The organism is Paenibacillus sp. LT-B23 (assembly GCF_059417685.1).
This window is the reverse complement of sequence record NZ_JBSQBM010000010.1, coordinates 35,334-52,429: the sequence shown is the minus strand read 5'-3', so window position 1 is coordinate 52,429 and position 17,096 is coordinate 35,334. Positions and strand designations below refer to the sequence as shown.

Annotated in this window: 15 protein-coding genes; 7 read left to right on the top strand and 8 right to left on the bottom strand. The window is 47.1% G+C overall.

All coding sequences use genetic code 11. The features are described from left to right. Positions 1 to 108 precede the first annotated feature (108 nt). Complete coding sequence (locus tag ACWXW9_RS13945; RefSeq protein ID WP_494929888.1) at positions 109 to 1,575, bottom strand: RICIN domain-containing protein; 1,467 nt, start codon at positions 1,573 to 1,575, stop codon at positions 109 to 111. A gap of 263 nt (positions 1,576 to 1,838) precedes the next feature. Here ACWXW9_RS13945 and ACWXW9_RS13940 point away from each other — a divergent pair, with 263 nt between their 5' ends. Both ACWXW9_RS13940 and ACWXW9_RS13935 read left to right on the top strand, forming a co-directional pair. Beyond that, positions 1,839 to 2,537, top strand: coding sequence for a 4'-phosphopantetheinyl transferase family protein (locus tag ACWXW9_RS13940; RefSeq protein ID WP_494929887.1), 699 nt, complete (start codon positions 1,839 to 1,841; stop codon positions 2,535 to 2,537). An 87-nt stretch (positions 2,538 to 2,624) separates the two neighbouring features. Then, the gene (locus ACWXW9_RS13935; RefSeq protein ID WP_494929886.1) at positions 2,625 to 4,214 is read left to right on the top strand and encodes an amidohydrolase; all 1,590 of its coding nucleotides are present in this window, start codon (positions 2,625 to 2,627) and stop codon (positions 4,212 to 4,214) included. Positions 4,215 to 4,285: 71 nt separating this feature from the next. On the opposite strand, the gene ACWXW9_RS13930 is transcribed toward ACWXW9_RS13935, so the two are convergent. The 3 genes from ACWXW9_RS13930 to ACWXW9_RS13920 form a co-directional block, all read right to left on the bottom strand. After that, positions 4,286 to 5,908 carry an S-layer homology domain-containing protein gene (locus tag ACWXW9_RS13930; protein WP_494929885.1) on the bottom strand — a complete coding sequence of 541 codons (1,623 nt, stop codon included), beginning with the start codon at positions 5,906 to 5,908 and terminating at the stop codon, positions 4,286 to 4,288. A gap of 156 nt (positions 5,909 to 6,064) precedes the next feature. Continuing rightward, positions 6,065 to 6,916: a DegV family protein gene (locus ACWXW9_RS13925; protein ID WP_494929884.1), complete on the bottom strand. Its 852-nt coding sequence runs from the start codon at positions 6,914 to 6,916 to the stop codon at positions 6,065 to 6,067. 32 nt (positions 6,917 to 6,948) lie between these two features. Continuing rightward, positions 6,949 to 7,422, bottom strand: coding sequence for a hypothetical protein (locus tag ACWXW9_RS13920; RefSeq protein ID WP_494929883.1), 474 nt, complete (start codon positions 7,420 to 7,422; stop codon positions 6,949 to 6,951). Positions 7,423 to 7,641: 219 nt separating this feature from the next. On the opposite strand from ACWXW9_RS13920, the gene ACWXW9_RS13915 reads away from it, so the two are divergent. Continuing rightward, entirely contained in the window at positions 7,642 to 8,025 is a 384-nt protein-coding gene (locus ACWXW9_RS13915; RefSeq protein WP_134910466.1) for a DUF423 domain-containing protein, read from the top strand. A gap of 110 nt (positions 8,026 to 8,135) precedes the next feature. On the opposite strand, the gene ACWXW9_RS13910 is transcribed toward ACWXW9_RS13915, so the two are convergent. The 4 genes from ACWXW9_RS13910 to infC form a co-directional block, all read right to left on the bottom strand. Beyond that, on the bottom strand, positions 8,136 to 8,684 hold the full coding sequence (locus ACWXW9_RS13910; protein WP_494929882.1) for a hypothetical protein: 549 nt from the start codon (positions 8,682 to 8,684) through the stop codon (positions 8,136 to 8,138). 738 nt (positions 8,685 to 9,422) lie between these two features. Continuing rightward, positions 9,423 to 10,394 carry a GDP-mannose pyrophosphatase NudK gene (gene nudK, locus ACWXW9_RS13905; protein WP_494929881.1) on the bottom strand — a complete coding sequence of 324 codons (972 nt, stop codon included), beginning with the start codon at positions 10,392 to 10,394 and terminating at the stop codon, positions 9,423 to 9,425. 2 nt (positions 10,395 to 10,396) lie between these two features. Then, positions 10,397 to 11,581, bottom strand: coding sequence for a MerR family transcriptional regulator (locus ACWXW9_RS13900; RefSeq protein ID WP_494929880.1), 1,185 nt, complete (start codon positions 11,579 to 11,581; stop codon positions 10,397 to 10,399). 260 nt (positions 11,582 to 11,841) lie between these two features. Beyond that, positions 11,842 to 12,357 carry a translation initiation factor IF-3 gene (gene infC / locus ACWXW9_RS13895; protein WP_494929879.1) on the bottom strand — a complete coding sequence of 172 codons (516 nt, stop codon included), beginning with the start codon at positions 12,355 to 12,357 and terminating at the stop codon, positions 11,842 to 11,844. A 227-nt stretch (positions 12,358 to 12,584) separates the two neighbouring features. Here infC and ACWXW9_RS13890 point away from each other — a divergent pair, with 227 nt between their 5' ends. The 4 genes from ACWXW9_RS13890 to ACWXW9_RS13875 all read left to right on the top strand — a co-directional run bounded on the left by ACWXW9_RS13890 (position 12,585) and on the right by ACWXW9_RS13875 (position 17,007). Next, a complete protein-coding gene (locus tag ACWXW9_RS13890; RefSeq protein WP_494929878.1) occupies positions 12,585 to 13,580 on the top strand; it encodes an ABC transporter substrate-binding protein in 996 nt (331 codons plus the stop codon). Beyond that, positions 13,577 to 15,625, top strand: a complete 2,049-nt coding sequence (locus ACWXW9_RS13885; protein WP_494929877.1) for an iron ABC transporter permease — start codon at positions 13,577 to 13,579, stop codon at positions 15,623 to 15,625. Before ACWXW9_RS13890 ends, ACWXW9_RS13885 begins: the two co-directional genes overlap by 4 nt. Positions 15,626 to 15,780: 155 nt before the next feature. Continuing rightward, positions 15,781 to 16,092 carry an ArsR/SmtB family transcription factor gene (locus tag ACWXW9_RS13880; RefSeq protein WP_283655317.1) on the top strand — a complete coding sequence of 104 codons (312 nt, stop codon included), beginning with the start codon at positions 15,781 to 15,783 and terminating at the stop codon, positions 16,090 to 16,092. A gap of 384 nt (positions 16,093 to 16,476) precedes the next feature. Then, the gene (locus ACWXW9_RS13875; protein WP_283655318.1) at positions 16,477 to 17,007 is read left to right on the top strand and encodes an NAD(P)H-dependent oxidoreductase; all 531 of its coding nucleotides are present in this window, start codon (positions 16,477 to 16,479) and stop codon (positions 17,005 to 17,007) included. Positions 17,008 to 17,096 lie beyond the last annotated feature (89 nt).

The window sequence follows — 17,096 nt, the reverse complement described above, 5'->3', positions numbered from 1 at the left end:
AAGCCGTTCTTCCGTTAGCAGTGATCTGCTAGGAAGACGGCTCTTTTGAAATAACTGGAAATTTGAGACTTCTACTTCAATGATGATGTCCGTTCGATGATGAATGAACTAATCTACTTTCACTACACGAAAATGCTGATTCGTTCCGCCGTTATCCCCCCATTGAATCGCTTTGGCTCCATCGGAGGTAGTGCCTTCGGAAATGTCGATCAGCTTGCCCGTTGCCCGGTTTTTCAGTTTGTAATAACCTCCCGTTACAGAAACCAGTTGCCATTGCTGGCTGGACCAGCCTCCGTCGCTCCATTGCTCGATGACCGCACCGTCCGTCGTCGCTCCGTTTTCAACGCCGATCAGCTTGCCACTGTTGCGGTTGACGATTTTGTAATATCCGCCGCCCGCATCCTTGAGCTGCCATTGCTGGCTGGGTGCTCCTGAATTTGCACGCTGCTCCAGATCCGCGCCGTCTGTTGTTGCACCGTCAATTACATTCAGCGGCTTGTTGCTCTTGCGGCTTACCAACTGATAATATCCGTCCGGGTCAATGACGATTGGCGTGGTTACACCTTGAACCACACCGCTGGCGGTGTCGATGTTCATACTGTCGAACCAGTCCATAGCCAGGGAAGTCCCGGTTGGAAAACGCAGCGGTAGCCATACATATTGTGAATCCTGCACAGGCCCGCTCCATGCTCCCGCCCAGCGGTCCCCCAAATACAGGTACGAGGTCGTTTGGGTACCTTCTACCGGAATGACGTAGGCCGATTGTGAACCGTAGGTCGTACTGTCTCCAAAGTTAATCGTGTTGCTCCACGTTCCCTCAATGCTGGATGCCGTAGCATATTTGGCCTGGTTGGGGTTCCAGCCTGTTGCCCCGGATGTGATCAGGAAGTAGACGTCTCCTTTTTTGAACATCGCCGGAGCTTCACGATATTGTCCCGGCCAGAGCGTGGTCACCAGCGATTCTACTTGCAGGAAATCCGGTGTCAGACGATAAATGTTCAGGTCAGCATTCACACGAGTAGCTGAGATCAGATACGCCGTACCGTTGTCATTGTACACAGTCATATCCCGTGAATCGTAATCCAGTGGACGGAAGCTGCCCTGATAGGTGTACTCCCCGTCTACTGTATCCGAAGAGGCAACTGCCACTCGGGCTTCGTTGTAATTAACTCCATTTTCCTTGTGCATCCACAATACGTATTTGCGTGTTTTCTCATTATAAATGACTTTTGGGCGTTCAATATTCGAAACATTCAGCTCTACTGCCGAACTGCTGGTCAGCACGTTTTTGCGGAACTCCCAGTTTTTTAAATCAGAGGAACGGTAGGCGGATACCGCCTTGAACGTGCCATTGGGGTTGCGATTTTCACCAAACCAGTAGTAGTAACCGTCTACCTTAATCATACCGCCCCCATGGGCATGGACCACGTTTCCAGCAGTGTCTTTAAACTGAATGCCATTCACAACATTCGCTGGAGCGGCTGAAGCGATCTTGGGTGAAAACATCTGGAAAATGCTCAACGACAGCAAAACAGCGAGCATAATACACAGTAAGACGGCAAAATCATATTTCATTGTTTCGTCCTCCTCTGTATGTTTTTAAAGCGCTTACAATAATGTTTGTACTGAATAGCTCTTCATGATGATGCCTATCACCTGTCTGATGATGCGATGTGAGCAACAAGAGGGTTATATCCCAATTGTATCCATATTGAATTGAAAGTGCTAGAGTAGTATATTGACCATGTACACCGCAGATGATAAACTTCCAATGAATTTCCAATAGAGCGGTGAAGTTATGAATGGGATGATATTTATTACGGTATAGGGGGCCGACCATGGAAATATATGCGATTGACACGAGCAAGCCGGAGGCAGACGGTCATTACGAGTCACTGCTGAACCGGGTTTCGACTGAAAAGCGACAGAAGCTGGATCGTTTTTTACATCGGGAGGATGCTTTAAGGGGCTTATACGCCGATGTGTTGTTAAGATGGTTGGCCTGTCGGCAATTGAAGGTTTCCAACGCCAGTCTTCAGTTTACATATAATTCCTTCGGCAAGCCTTCCTTGTTGAATGCACCCGCATTCCATTTTAATGTTTCTCACTCGGGAAAATGGGTGGTATGCGCCGTGGATGATCATTCGCTCGGAATCGACATTGAACAGCTCCGTCCTATTGATTTTGAGGTGGGAAGGGTGTGCTTTTCGGACACGGAGTATGATGCGTTGATGCGTCAGAAGGCGGAGAGCCGCTTATCCTATTTTTACGATCTGTGGACGCTCAAGGAAAGCTTTGTGAAGGCCGAAGGGCAGGGATTAACTTTGCCGCTAAAGTCATTTTCATTCGATCTAAGTAAGCGTCCGTTGATCGGTTTTACGACGGTAGGCTTTACCACCGAGTATTGTCATTTTAAACAGTATGAGATCGATGGACACTACAAAATGGCTGTCTGTGCAACGCATGACCACTTTGCCGATCTGGTGCAGCAGGTAGACATACATACACTATGTTTGGAATCGGCAGCACAGGCGTGATATGAAGCACCATCCGACTGCGCAGTGGCGCTATAGTAACTCTTTAGTTGGGTTTATATAGTTGAAAAAAAAGGGAGATGAGCTGCGTTGACGCTAACATTGTTCAAGCACGGCAAGCTGTATGGGGAATGGGCTGCCAAGGGAGATTCAGTCATTGTACAAAACGGGATCATACAGGCCATCGGACAAGCACGGGAGCTTGAATTGCAATTGTCGGGTAAGGAATATGACACGGTAGATTGGGAGGACGCTTATGTGTTGCCGGGCTTGACCGATTCCCATATGCATTTGTCCATGCATGGCATGAAGCTGGTGATGCTGGATTTTACGTCGGTTACTTCGAAGGAAGAAATGCTGGATAGGCTGCGCAAACGGGTTGCGGTAACACCGCCGGGAGAATGGATTTTAGGGCTGAACTGGAACGAAAATGCGTTTATTCCTGTTGAGATTCCGACCTTATCGGAGCTGGATACCATTACGGATCAGCACCCGGTATATTTGACTCGTACTTGCTTTCATACGTTTCTGGCGAATTCAGAAGCGTTTCGGCGTGCTGGTATTGGCGAGAACACTCCTGATCCGGATTCGGGTGCCTACGGAAGAAATGATGATGGACAGTTGAACGGATTGATTTATGAGGAAGCGTCCACTGCCTTTACAAGTGTGCAGCCAGAGCCGGATTATTCGGTTAAAAAAGATGCAATCCGCCGAGCTTGTCTGGATGCACTACGGCTCGGTTTGACGGCTGCGCACACGGAGGATTTGCGTTTTCTGGGCAGCGTGGACACCATGCAGCGGATTTACAGGGAGCTGAGGGAGGAAGGCATTGCTTTTCGTACGCATCAGCTTATCTATCATCCGTTTATGGAGGAAGTGAAAGCGAAAGGGCTGCGTGCTGGTGGCGGAAATGAGTGGTTTAAAATCGGTGCGGTAAAAATGTTTGCCGATGGTGCGATTGGTGGAAGAACTGCGCTATTGTCTGCGCCCTATAGTGATGCTCCTCATACCAGCGGCATGGCGATTCAACCGCAACCAGAGCTGAATCAGATGGTGGCGGCTGTCAGAGCCGCAGGTTTTCCGGTCGCTGTACATGCGATAGGGGATGGGGCAGCGCATATGATTTTGACAGCGATGGAAGCCCATGCGCTAACGGAGGAAAGCGGTTTGCCGGATCGTCTGATCCACGGACAGGTGCTGACTGCCAATTTAGTTAAGAGAATGGCGAAGCTGCCGCTGATTGCGGACATCCAGCCGCGTTTTGTAGCAAGTGATTTCCCGTGGGTGCTGGATCGGGTTGGCGCGGGACGTACCGAATATTTGTATGCCTGGAAGAAGCTGCTGGACGCAGGTATTCCATGCGCTGGCGGCAGTGACGCGCCGATTGAGCCGTTGGACCCTTTTCTCGGTATGCATGCCGCTGTGACCCGCACCAAGCCGGAAGAGACGCATGAGGGTTATCTTCCAGATGAAAAGCTGGACATTCACGAAGCTATTCATCTCTTTACCCTCGGGAGTGCAGTGGCTGCGGGAGAAGCGGATGAACGGGGTTCGATGGCTGTAGGCAAAGCCGCCGATTTTACGGTCATTGACCGGGACTTGTCTGAGCGGCCACAGGCTTTACTTAACGTTAAAGCACGCATGACGGTTGTGAACGGAATCGTTGCATACCGATCATAGACGGGCGATAAAATATATGTGAAAAAACCTTCAACCTCACGCTAAAAGTGAAGTTGAAGGTTTTTTGGCTTTTACAAACCACGCTGTGCGAAACGGTCTGCATTTTTCACACTGGACCATAGATCAGAACTTGCCCCGCCTGGATACCAATAGGCGAAGCCTGCAATGCCTTTGTCCTGTCCCAGACGGTATTTACGGGTGAAGGATCGCCCTTCCTCCAGCCATAGCTTATGAAGCTGAGTATCCTTGTAGGAAGCCGTATACTGCTGAATATCCTCATGCCAGACCGGTTTGGAAGAGGAACGGGACACAAGCTGGTTCTGCTCAATCAGTGAAATATCCGAGGAAGCGACCGATTGACCACTCGCATTGAGGGTCCAGTTTCGTGTGAATTGAGGCAATGCCAATATCGCTTTATCCGGGTCGGTGGTTAGTAGAAAGCGCCGTACGCTTTCACGAAGCCACGGTAATGAGGATACGGAGCCGGGTGTCGAGCTGCCTCCCCAATGTTCGTCATATCCCATCAGAATCAAATAGTCTGCCGCAGCGCCAAGCTGCTTATAATCAAAGGCAGCTGTCCAGTCTGTACCGTAATCAGGAGATACGCAGATTGCCAGTACAGCATTCAGGCTTTTTAACTTGGTTTTTAATTGTTGGATGAACAACGTGAGCTGAGTACGATCCTGACCAGCTACATTTTCAAAATCAATCACAAGCCCATCCAGATGATGTGTAGATACGGCATTCGTAAGCTGAGTTATGGTTTTGTTCCGTAAAACCTCACTGGACAGGAATTGGTGCGTCATCGTTAGATTCGAACGATTCCCTACCATCGCCCAGACTTTTTTTTGATGCTGTTTGGACCAGGTGAGGAGTGAGGTGTTTGTAAGATCGCTAATATTACCCGTTTCGTTTAGAAAAAACCAGCGTGGTGATAGGGTGTTGATGTTAGATTGAAGCACGGAGCTTTCAAACTGTTGAACGCTCTGGTCATATTGCCAGCCTAGTCGGATGGAAGATGCCGTGGAGGCTGTTTTGGAAGCATGCTGTGTTGAATACGTCAGCAGACGTTCCAGAAGTGCTGCTGTTTCTTCGCGGGTCAGGGAAGATTTGGGGCGAAATTGGTTGTCTTCCCCTTTCATAAAGCCATAACGGTTCACGGTGGTTACAGCTTCAAGAGCCCAATCTGCAATCTTGTTGGCGTCTGTAAAAGTGGAAACCGCTGCTCCTGATCCCGTCGAGCGTATGAGGCGTGCGATCATCAAGGCTGCTTCTTGCCGGGTTACAGGGCTGTTGGGGTGAAACGTGGCGGACGTTCCGCCCTGCACCACGTCAAGCTGGGAGGCTGCTTCAATCCATCCGTAGTACCAGGCTTGTTTGGATACATCCCGATAGGAGGAGACCGATGCTTGTACAGGTTCCAGACCGAGTGTGCGATCCAGCGCGGTAACCCATTCGGCTCTCGTAACCGCCTTTTTGGGAGAAAAGTAGCCGGGTCGTGTACCTGCCAAAATTCCTTTGGCGTGCAGTGAGGAGATCGATTGATAAGCATAGCTGTTTGAAATATCCTGAAAAACCACACCGACTGCGGCTGCGGGAACGGTTAAACATGAAGCGGATGTAGTTATTATAGTCATGGCGGCAGTCGCCAACAGGGTAAGTTTGGTTAGCAAGCGTGATCGTATGGGGCTCATTCACTATAACCTTCTTTTTTATGATAGATTGTCAGACGAATCGTTCGTCACATGACGACTAATACTATCAAAAATAGTAAAGTTATTCATTGCTAAATTGTTGGAAAACACAAAAAAGCCCTTACCTGGTAGAGGCAAGGGACTTCACAATCGAAACTATTCTTTTTTGGCATACATTATACCAATCGTCTGTGGACCACAATGACTGGAAATGACACATCCGGCTGTTGCCAGCAGCACCTCTTGCACTCCCGTTTCTTCCTGCAAACGGGCTTGCAGCATCAGTGCATCTTTCTTAGCCAAAGCATGTACGACAATAATAATATCGTTATCCATATGTTCCCGCTGGTTCAGGGCATTTTGCAGCATCTGATCCAGCGCCTTTTCACGTTTGCCGCGGACTTTGTACGCAGGTGTCATTTTTCCGTCTATTACTTTGATCACCGGACGAATTTTGAGCAGACTACCGATCAGGTTTTGCATCCCTGAGCATCTTCCGCCTTTGTACAGATATTCGAGCGTATCAATCACGAATTCCGTGTCTATCAAGGGGCGGGTTCTCGTCAACATGTCCACAATCTGTTCCGTTGTACTGCCGTTGGCTGCAGCGCGTGCGGCCTTCATCACGAGCATCCCAAAGCCGCACGACAGATTCAGGGAATCAAAGACGGTAATGCGGCCTTCCGGGAACTCGGAGGTAGCGAGCAGCGCATTTTGGTAGGTTGAGGACAGCTCGGAAGACAGACTGATATATAAAATGTCGTCCCCTTGTTCTATGTAGGGAGCAAAGGCTTGAATAAAGTCCGATGGAGAAGGTGCGGCGGTTCGCGGCAAATGTCCCTCACGACTTACGCGCTGAAATAACTGTTCTGGCTGGATATCCACACCATCCCTTAATGATTCATCCCCAAACACCGTATACAATGGTACAATGCCAATCTCGTACTGTTCGCGCCATTGGACTGGAATATCACTGGTACTGTCCGCAAAAATTTTGATTTTGTTCATACATTGAATCCTCTCTGTGTGATGCGGAGAAATTATAAGGATTGCACAGAGGAAGGATAGATATCCGCTGTGTTACTCGGAACGGCAAGACCCATGGCCAGAAGTGCAATGAAGCCCAGAATAATGAACGCATTAATGATTAACCCTGCAATGGCAAAGGCTTTCTTACGGTTCTTCAACGCAATTCCAATAATGCCGACCACAAGCCCGGCGCAATTCAATAACAGACTGCCTAAAAATACAAAAGGAAGCAGGATGGTTCCGGTTTGTTGCAGAACAACTTCCGGGTCCAGGGTTTGGTATTGGCTGAAATGAGCCAACAGATTAATGACCATAACAGCCAGAATGATATACCCGATCAGGCTGACGAGCGACATAATAAAAGAAGCAATACCGGGACCGGAATGCTTGAGCTTGACTGGAGGCTGGAAGACGGGAGCTTCTGAAAAAACAGGATGCTCCTCAGACGCAACAGGCTTTTGCAGATTAGGATCTTGGTTACTCATTTTTTCAACTCCTTGAACAGTATCCGAACAGGTACTAATTTTCCACAAAATGAACAAAAAAGCAAGGGACCTTACACATTACCCTCCAAAAGGCAGGGTTTAATCATGGAATTCTGCAAGGTTCAAATTTAAATGGAGTAGCTGGTAAACTTCATATGGATTCGATAAAATAAAGAGATAGCTTGGATTATAGGATGAGATGAAAAGGAGTACACAAACATGCAACGCAGATGGATAATTGTGGGATCTATAATGATGCTGCTGGCGGTAGCTATTGGAGCGTTTGGGGCTCATATCGTGAAAACGCGGATCGACGCGGACGCTTTGGCCGTGTATGAAACCGGTGTGAAATATCATATGATTCATGCTGTCGGTTTGCTGATCATTGCATTGGCTGCGGGACAGTGGGGAGCGTCGGCTCGTTTAAAATGGGCAGCCCGGCTGCTGTTTACGGGAATCATTTTGTTTTCCGGCAGCTTATATGTGCTGAGCTTGACCGGGATTCGCGTGTTAGGTGCCATTACCCCGCTGGGGGGCGTGTGTTTTATCGCAGGTTGGCTTTTGCTGGCATTAGCTGCCTTGGGTTTGAAGAAAGAGGATTAGTTTAACTTCCCAGATTATATCACAAAAAAGAGAATCGCTTGGAAAGACATAACGTTTTTCCAAACGATTCTCTTTTTGCGTGTTTATTTCATGATGTAAGTGTTTTACTTTTACGATGTGATTTCATCAATTTCATTCATTTTAAAGGAGTAAACCTGCTTCTCATCCACATGATACACACTCAACAAGCTATTATCATGATCCAAATTAAGTATGCGACACGGGATGCTTCGTTGTCCGCCATAGCGGTTCACGATTAACCGTACAAGCGTATTATCTTGTATATAACGTTTAATCCAATCATGGGTGCTAAGTTCTTGTTGTGTTGCAGGCTTCGGCTGTACGTGGGATTGTTTGATCTCTTGAACGACAGGTGGCTTGTTCATAGCCGCGTCTAATTTTTTTTTGGAGAACTTCTCCGCAAGCTTAGCGGCAGCGTCAGATGAGCTGTTAGCGGCTGACTGTTTTTTTAGATACAGTGCAGCTTCGATTAAATTACCAAGTTCGATACCGGATTGAATCCGGCTATCCGCAATTTGTTCGTTTTGGCTCAAGAGGTTAAGCAGGAACTGAAGGGCCTCTACATTGGAACGACCTTTAACTAATACATCTACATTAAATAAATAACTGGCTTCGTCTTGATTTGATTCTTTTTTCATACATCCTCCAGCCCAAGCCCTGGGTAATTAGTCTTTTATAGTACCTATCAATATATCATTAAAACGTAATCTGTCATAGTACCTTAGGCTCTGTTATGGAGATTAACAAAAATAGGTCCTGTATAAACTGTATATCAATGGTGTGTTCACATTCATTCACCTACACAAACGCGAAAATACTGTATACAATATCCCAGACGAAAAATGAGGAGGTGCATGGTAGAACGAAGATGCACAAGAACCCCGTCAGATAAAGTTTTGTGAAGTCCTGCAAGTGATCACCAATTGATGAAAATACCAACTTGTACTATACATATACAGAGAATAAACGAGAGTGAGGGTGAAATCAAGCAGTTTGAATTTTAAATATTTCCTTTTGATTTTTTCGGTTTAAGCGAAGACAATAAAATAGTAAGGAATTAATGTGGTTATTTGTAAATATATTTCAAAATCTATACCGTCTCTTTACATTCAGAAAGCATGTTCTAAAGGAATTTAATTGTAATATGTATGGAAAGTGAAGAAAAGTGGATAACATAAGACTCCGTTAGCGGCTTCATCTGCGCTGACAAGTGATTTCAGGGAAGGGGTATTCTGTCGGGATGCTCTTTTTCACTTGCCGTTATAGATAGCACGGTGGAACCCTAGCATAAATAACGGCAAGCTCATTTGAGTGGTAAGTGTTGGAGCATGTAAAGTGTTCAGAGTGATTTAGGTTTAGCAATAGATGGACTAAGTCTAGGGTTGGGTTACTGGTGGGAGATCCTCAAGATGTTCGAAAATAAGCAGTTGCTTCTCTCTTGCGACCTTTACCATTTCATCAGCACCCTGCGAGGGTCCTCCAATTCGAAGCACTGCATCGCAGTGGTCTAGCAGGCGAATGGAGGACGGATGGAAAATGCGGTTGAAAACCTCATCTCCCAAAGAAGTGGAACCAGCTGTGTCGATTAGGGGCAATGCATACCACTCCCCTAGAACCGGTAAATGCCCAGTTTCATAAACTTGAAGAGCAATTTCATTCATGAACTGAACATTTTTCTCGATCAGCACGGGATCATCTGACGTTCCAGAACGATAAGGTCCCGCTATAAGAATATGCAACGAATTTGTTTTTTCCTTTAAAAGACCATGGATTTGAGCGTATTGGAGCAGCAAAATCGTCTTGGCATCACGAATTTCTCCGCTTTTGACCAAATTGAGCGCCTGAATAAAAGGAAGCTCTACCACTTCAATGTTTTCCTGATCATCCTCGAGTCCACCACCCAGTCCTGTTGCCATATCTTCGTTATACTCTGCTACAAAAAAGTACAGGATTTCGGTAACCGATCCAGGCGACATGTAGGCCTCACCAACCTTTTGTACACAGTCCACACGGTACCCTGTCTCTTCCTCCGTTTCCCGCAGGATACTTTCCTCAGGTGTCTCTTTATCGAGCAGACCCGCACAGGTTTCGATAAGCATTCCCGTCTCATTACCGTTCTGGTAGGTTGGCATTCGGAACTGTCTGGTCAATACTATGGTTTGTTTTTTTCGATTATAGAGAAGGATTGTTGCTCCGTTGCCGCGGTCATACACTTCACGGGATTGTGTCTCCCATTGGTCACTGTTTTTTTCATACTCGAACGTGACTTTCTTTAAGATGTACCAGTTATCCGATAAAAGCTCCTCTTTGACGATCCGTACTCCTGGTTGTTGCCCCGTTGCTTTCATGTTCATTTCCTCCCTAGTAATATTCCATTTTCTTTCGTCAGTTGAAGGACTCCAGTCTGCTTCAGGTTTTGGTTGACATGGATACGAAACATATCGATGGCCTTTCCTACAAGTCGTTCCCTTGCATTCATCGGAGTCGAAATCATATAATCGATCAGGGGTTCCGCTTCGTCTACCATCAGGCGGTCGTCGTAATGGAGCAACAGAAGATTTGAGAAGCATGAAGACAGCAAGTCCATTCCGTTACCTAGGTGGAACCGATGAATCGCTTGGTCTAATACGCGAAGATCGGGGTCGAAGGAAGCCGCCAAGTCCTCAAGCTCCTGAAGGTGTTGCGTACTCATCGTCGACGTGCAAACTAGTCCACCGGGCTTTAGAACACGGTGCATTTCCTCGATCGCTCTGGGGATGTCCGAGACATGATAAAGCATATTGTTAGCAAGCACCACATCGAATTGCTCTTCGTGAAAAGGGAGCTGTTGGGCGTCAGCCGACAAAAATTTAAACATTGTATTGCTGCTTCCTAAGCGGCAACGTGCTTCCTCCACCATTCCGCTGGAGATATCGGTAAGCGTGATGCGCCAGCTATTGGGAATTCGTTCGGCATTTCTTAACCAAAAGGTCCCGTCACCGCAACCCAACTCGAGAATATGGGCTTCCGGTGCCACTTCCAGTTGATCAAAAACCCAACGATGCCAGCCTTGAGGATTCGTACTGAACTTGTCGTAAAGATTAATCCGTGCTTGCAAACGGGTGGCCGTCCGATATTGATCCCCCCAATTCTCTTCCTTCTGTACGGCTTGTATAAGCTCCGCGAAGCGATCCAAATCTGCTCCATCGGCCAACTTTTCCAAAGCCTTTCGAATAGCATGGACGATATGTTCCGTATGAGCGATCTTCTTCTGGAGAATATCGAGCTGTGCTTCCAACGAATGTCTGATGTCTCCATCGGATATCAACTCTGCGTTTAAGATGTCTTTAATTTCTTGAAGAGATAGCCCGACATACTTCAACGTCTGAATCCGCTGCAGTCGTTTCAGTTCCTTTACCGTATACTTGCGAGCAGAGCCAGAATGATGGTCTTCCGGGGTCAATAGTCCAATCTGATCGTAATATCGCAAAGTTCGGAGTGTCATACCTGTATTTTTGGCAAGCTGCCCAGTCGATAAATAATCTCCTTTGCTCAACAGGTTCTCCCTCCTTCCTATGCATTGATTTTCCAGTATAGCCTACTAGGTTAGTATACTTGGTGACGTAACGTCACCAGCAAGTTAAATTTTTCGATAATTGAGTGTGTGGAAAACAGGGACCCTGCTGTATGGTTATCACTATGAATTTGATGAGGAAGGTAGAAGGGGGCCAAAACGGCCCGTTTTTCATTCTGTGTAAACAGCCTGTTTTTGCTTTGAGATGGGGTTCGCCGGATAAAGAAACGATACTGATTTACTCAACGCGGATTTAATTTCACCTGTGAGCCTTTGCCGCCCGTCTGGATTCCGGTTTCCTTTATTCCGGCTTCTTTCAGATCGACCAATAGCCGCTCTAACACCGCTTTGGCGGCGGCCGCTTCCTTCGCGCCGGACGATTTTACGACCAACTGCACCGGCTTGCCGGAGCGCAGATGTTTGTCTGCTTGGCGCAGCTTTGTATCGTAGTCATGTTCCTCGATATGAGCAGTGAAGCGAAGCTCCTTGACCTTTTCTTTACTGCTCTTTCCAGCGATGTTGCCACCGCTCGCCTTGCGTGTTCCGGTTTCCTTCTGCGCGAGCGCTTTTCCCTTGCCCTTAGCTACTAGGCTACATGGCGGAGGACTGCTCATGAGTGATGTACAGACCAGATCCATTCCTTTGGATCGGGCCATAGCCAAGGCTTCCTCTCTCGAGACGATACCGATCTTCTCACCGTTGAGTCCAGTGAGCATGACCTCGGAAGCTTTTATTTGCTCGTTGATTAATACTGCCACGTAAATGAAGCCTCCCTTAAAAACAATGATAAAGCTATCATATACGGAACCCGTTTGCGATTCAATTTGGAATTCCGGGTAGCGGGCAGATGGAGCTTTCCAATGCGACATAGTACGTTTCTTTAGTACAATCTTTGTTGACAAAAATCATCAACCCCTATACTCTTTTACTGATAATGATTATCATTTTCTAATGAGACATATACATGCAGGGGTGAATGAGAGAAATGAAAAAGATGTTAAATGGCCTATTATTGTTTACGGTTTTTGCTATTGTATTGGCGGGTTGCGGATCAGTCGGGGATAGTTCGAAGCCGGGAGCCACTTCGGGGTCTGAGCAGACCAGCAAAGTGGTCGGGGCGGTTACGGTTAAAGACGATCACGGGGAAGTCAAGCTGGACAAGCCAGCGGAACGTGTTGTTGTCCTGGAATGGACGTTTACCGAAGACCTGATCGCGCTGGGTGTGCAGCCTGTTGGTAATGCGGACAACGAAAACTACAAGCTGTGGGTAACGCCGGAGGCGAAACTGGCTGGTTCGGTCACTGATATCGGTACACGGGGCGAACCGAATTTGGAAGCGATCGCGGCGCTCAAGCCGGACCTTATTATCTCAAACACAGACAATAATGCAGCGATCTACGAACAGCTTAAGGGAATCGCACCAACGATAGAATACGATTTTTTCAAGGGAAAAGGTTATGATTATGATCGCATGGTTGAAATCTTTAAGCAGATCGCTGTGGCTACTGGAAAAACGGAGCAGGCTGATAAAGTCCTAATTGACCTTGACCAGCATTATATTGAAGCAAAGGCTACATTGGAAAAAGCGGATAAAGCAGACTTCCACTATGCGCTGGCTCAGGCTTCCACAGTTCAAAATGCTGCCAGCCTACGGATGTTCAAGGATAACTCGCTTGTAGTGGAAACGCTTGCGAAAATCGGTATGGTGAATGACTGGAAGTCGGACAAAACCGAGAAATATGGATTCAGCACAGTTGGTATTGAGGCTCTTCCGGCGGTACAGGACAGTCATTTTATCTACATTACGCAGAAGACGGACGATGTATTCGGAGCCGCGATGAAGAACAATTCAGTCTGGAAAGAACTGAATTTCGTCAAAGAAAAACGGACCTATCCACTGGACGGAACAACGTGGACGTTCGGGGGCCCAATCTCATCCAAAGTGTTGGTTGATCAGGTGGTTGGAGTTCTGACGAAATGACCCGAGCAGACAGAACGAATTTGTCGAAGGCTTGGCGTGTAGGAAGCATTTTTGGGGGTGGATTGGCTGTCCTCATTGTGCTTTTTTTTGTAAGCTTGTGCTATGGAGAGGCCCCGATCCCGCTGCACACAGTAATTGAGGCGTTGACCCAGCGTCAGAATACGCTAGATCATAATATGGTTTGGGATCTGCGGATGCCGCGCACGGTTATCGGAATCTTGGCTGGCGGTGCACTTGCGATCGCTGGTGCATTGTTGCAGGCCATCACCAAAAATCCGTTGGCGGCATCTGATACACTTGGAATCAACGCCGGTGCCTACTTTGTGGTTGTGCTTGGCGCGGTGATGTTTCCCGGATTGCTGCATCAGGCTCCGTTTCTGTTTGCCGCCATCGGTGGCCTGCTGGCGGCGGTGCTTGCTTACTTTATGGGCGGGGGACGAGCTGGCAGTCCGATCCGGCTGGCGCTTGCTGGCCTCATTGTGTCTATGGTGCTCGGTTCGTTTACCGGAGCATTACATATTTTTTACTCCTTTGAAACGCAGGGATTGTTTCTATGGGGTTCCGGTTCGTTGGTGCAAAACGATTGGAGTGGCACTACTTATGCTTGGCCCTGGGTTGTAGGACTCTCGGTTATCGCAGTTTTGCTGTCGAGGCAATTCGATGTGCTGGATCTGGATGAGTCCACATCCACGTCCCTCGGGCAAAAGGTGGGCTTGACCCGGGCGGCGGGAATTGTATTGGCGGTCCTGCTGTCGACCATTACAGTCAGCGTCATTGGACCTATCGGGTTTGTAGGTTTAGTGGCTCCGCATTTGGTGCGCTTAAGCGGCCTGAAAATGCATCGCTGGGTGCTGCCTGGTTCCTTCCTGTGGGGAGCACTGTTGTTGACGGGCGCTGACGTGCTGGCGAAAATGGTCCGCCAATCAAGCATGGATCTGCCGACCGGAGCAGTAATGGCATTAATCGGGGCCCCTTGGCTAATTTGGCTTATCCTGTGGAGGATGAAACTGCCTTCTGGCATCGGCGGACAGTCTTCAATGAACATAGGTGTTCGCTCTCGGAAATTACCGTATGGCAGGCTGGTCACATTGCTCGCGTGTGGGGCCGTGCTGCTAACTGTATTCAGCCTGATGTTTGGAGGAATGCGCATTCCGGTGGGCGATCTGCTGTCCGGGCTGTTTGGCGGCGAGAGCGCGAATTCGGCTTTGCTGCAGTTTAGAATTCCACGCACGCTGGTGGCGGCCGGGGCTGGTATCGCGCTTGCAGTGAGCGGTGTCTTGATCCAACTAGCTGTTCGCAATCCCTTGGCGGATGCCTCGATCATCGGGGTTTCTTCTGGAGCGGGATTCGGCGCGCTTGCAGTAATCATCGTCTGGCCCGGACTGCCTGTTTATGTGCTGCCAGTTGCTGCGATCGCCGGAGCGGCAGTTTCAGCGGCAGTGATCTTCTTTCTATCCTGGAACAAACATCTGAATCCGTCTGTTGTCATATTACTCGGCATCGCCGTATCAGCGATCGGAGCAGCCGGAATTCAGGTGCTAATTATCCAAGGCTCGCTGTGGGGCAGTACGGGCTATATTTGGCTGACGGGCAGTACCTACGCTCGAAGCTGGGCGCAGGTGACGACGATTCTGGCCTTTCTGCTCGTGTTGTTGCCAGTAGCCTGGTGGCTAGCTCGCCGCTTCGATCTTTTGGTATTTGACGATAGCAGCGCCATGGGACTGGGGCTTCCGGTGCGTCGCACCCGGCTGCTGGCGATGGCAGTGGGTGTGCTGCTGGCGGGAGGAGCGGTAGCCTGCGTGGGTACGATTGGCTTCATCGGGCTGATTGCTCCCCATATCGTGCGTACGTTGATCGGGCACCATGTACGCCGTTCCATTATTCTGTCAAGCATCTTGGGAGCGGTGATGCTGGTGCTGGCTGATACAATTGGACGGACGGTGCTTGCGCCAACGGAGATTCCTTCCGGGCTGCTGATCGCTCTGATCGGTGCGCCGTATTTCCTGTACTTGATGTATCGCTCCAATCGTAGTAAGTCAGTGTAGTTGAAGTGGTACGCAAAAAGGCTGTTTCCAAGCGGATTTTCCGTGGGGGAAACAGCCTCTTTTTATATAGACAGTTGCAGTTTTAATTCATTTCTTCTGCAAAGCTATCTGGATTTTATATTTACAAATCTAATAAAGTAGATATAATGTACTGTATGGAACCGTCATTGATTTATAAAGCTTTGTCTAATGAGACACGCCGTCTAATTATGCTGTGGTTAAAAAATCCAGAGGAATTTTTTGATGAACAGGCTTATTTAAAGCAAGGGCTTAATCTTCGAATTGGTGTATGTGTGGGGGATATTCAGGCTAAAGCAGAACTTGCACAGTCTGTTATCTCAAGTTATTTATTAACGATGCAAAAAGCTGGTTTGTTGGAGTCTGAGCGAATTGGGAAGTGGACGTACTATCGTCGGAACGAAAAGACAATACAGGAATTTGCCGAGTACATTCAAAAGGAACTATAGACAGAAAGGAGGTTTTTTTTGTAAAATATATCTATGAATCTGTATATATAAATATGATGGAGGCTTACTTTTAATTATGAAACAGGATAACTCTTTGCTTATTATTATTTTGGCTTTAGTGTTCAAAGTAAATTAAGTATTAGACTCGGAAAATAAAGATGTAGACTGAGAAAATAAAGTGTTAGACTGCCGGTACTGCGTTAAGCTAACGAGCAGGATAGCATGGCGGAATCCTCTATGTTAATTCTCTGGTGATAAAAAGCGTGGAACCAGTAAAAAAACACTTACCTCTATGTAAGTATCTGTACTAAAAGTGCATACTTTCATATTTCTAGCGTTCATTTTATTATCAAGATATAAATAATACTTAAGGAGGACAAATCTTTGAAAACTCTTGTTATTGTAGCGCATCCCAGCATGGAAACATCCGTCATTAATAAGCGATGGGTAGAAGAACTGAAAAAATATCCAGAAAAGTATACTGTTCACGAGTTGTCTAAAGTTTACCCTGATGGAAACATCGACGTGGAAAAGGAACAAAAATTGGTTGAATCTCATGGTAATCTTGTTTTGCAGTTCCCTATATATTGGTTTAATTGTCCGCCTCTCCTAAAAAAATGGTTTGACGATGTTTTAACTTATGGATGGGCTTTTGGTTCAAATGGAGGAGATAAATTCAAGAATCGTAAAGTTGCTTTAGGTGTATCTGCAGGAATCGAAAAGCTAGATTATCACGAAAACGGAAGATATCAATATACGCTTGAACAAATACTGGTTCCATTTAAAATGACATTCCTATATTGCGATGCAGATTATCGTTCGTTCTTTGCATTTTATGGTGAGGAATATGATCGATCTGAAGAAACTGTGGAAAAAAGCACTGAAAATTATTTGAATTTTGTTGACAACCTATAATATGCATCTATATTTCGTTTGCAAGTTACCCATCAAAAAAATGGATTCATTTGAAGAATTAGTTTGTGAACTCACCACGACTGATACCG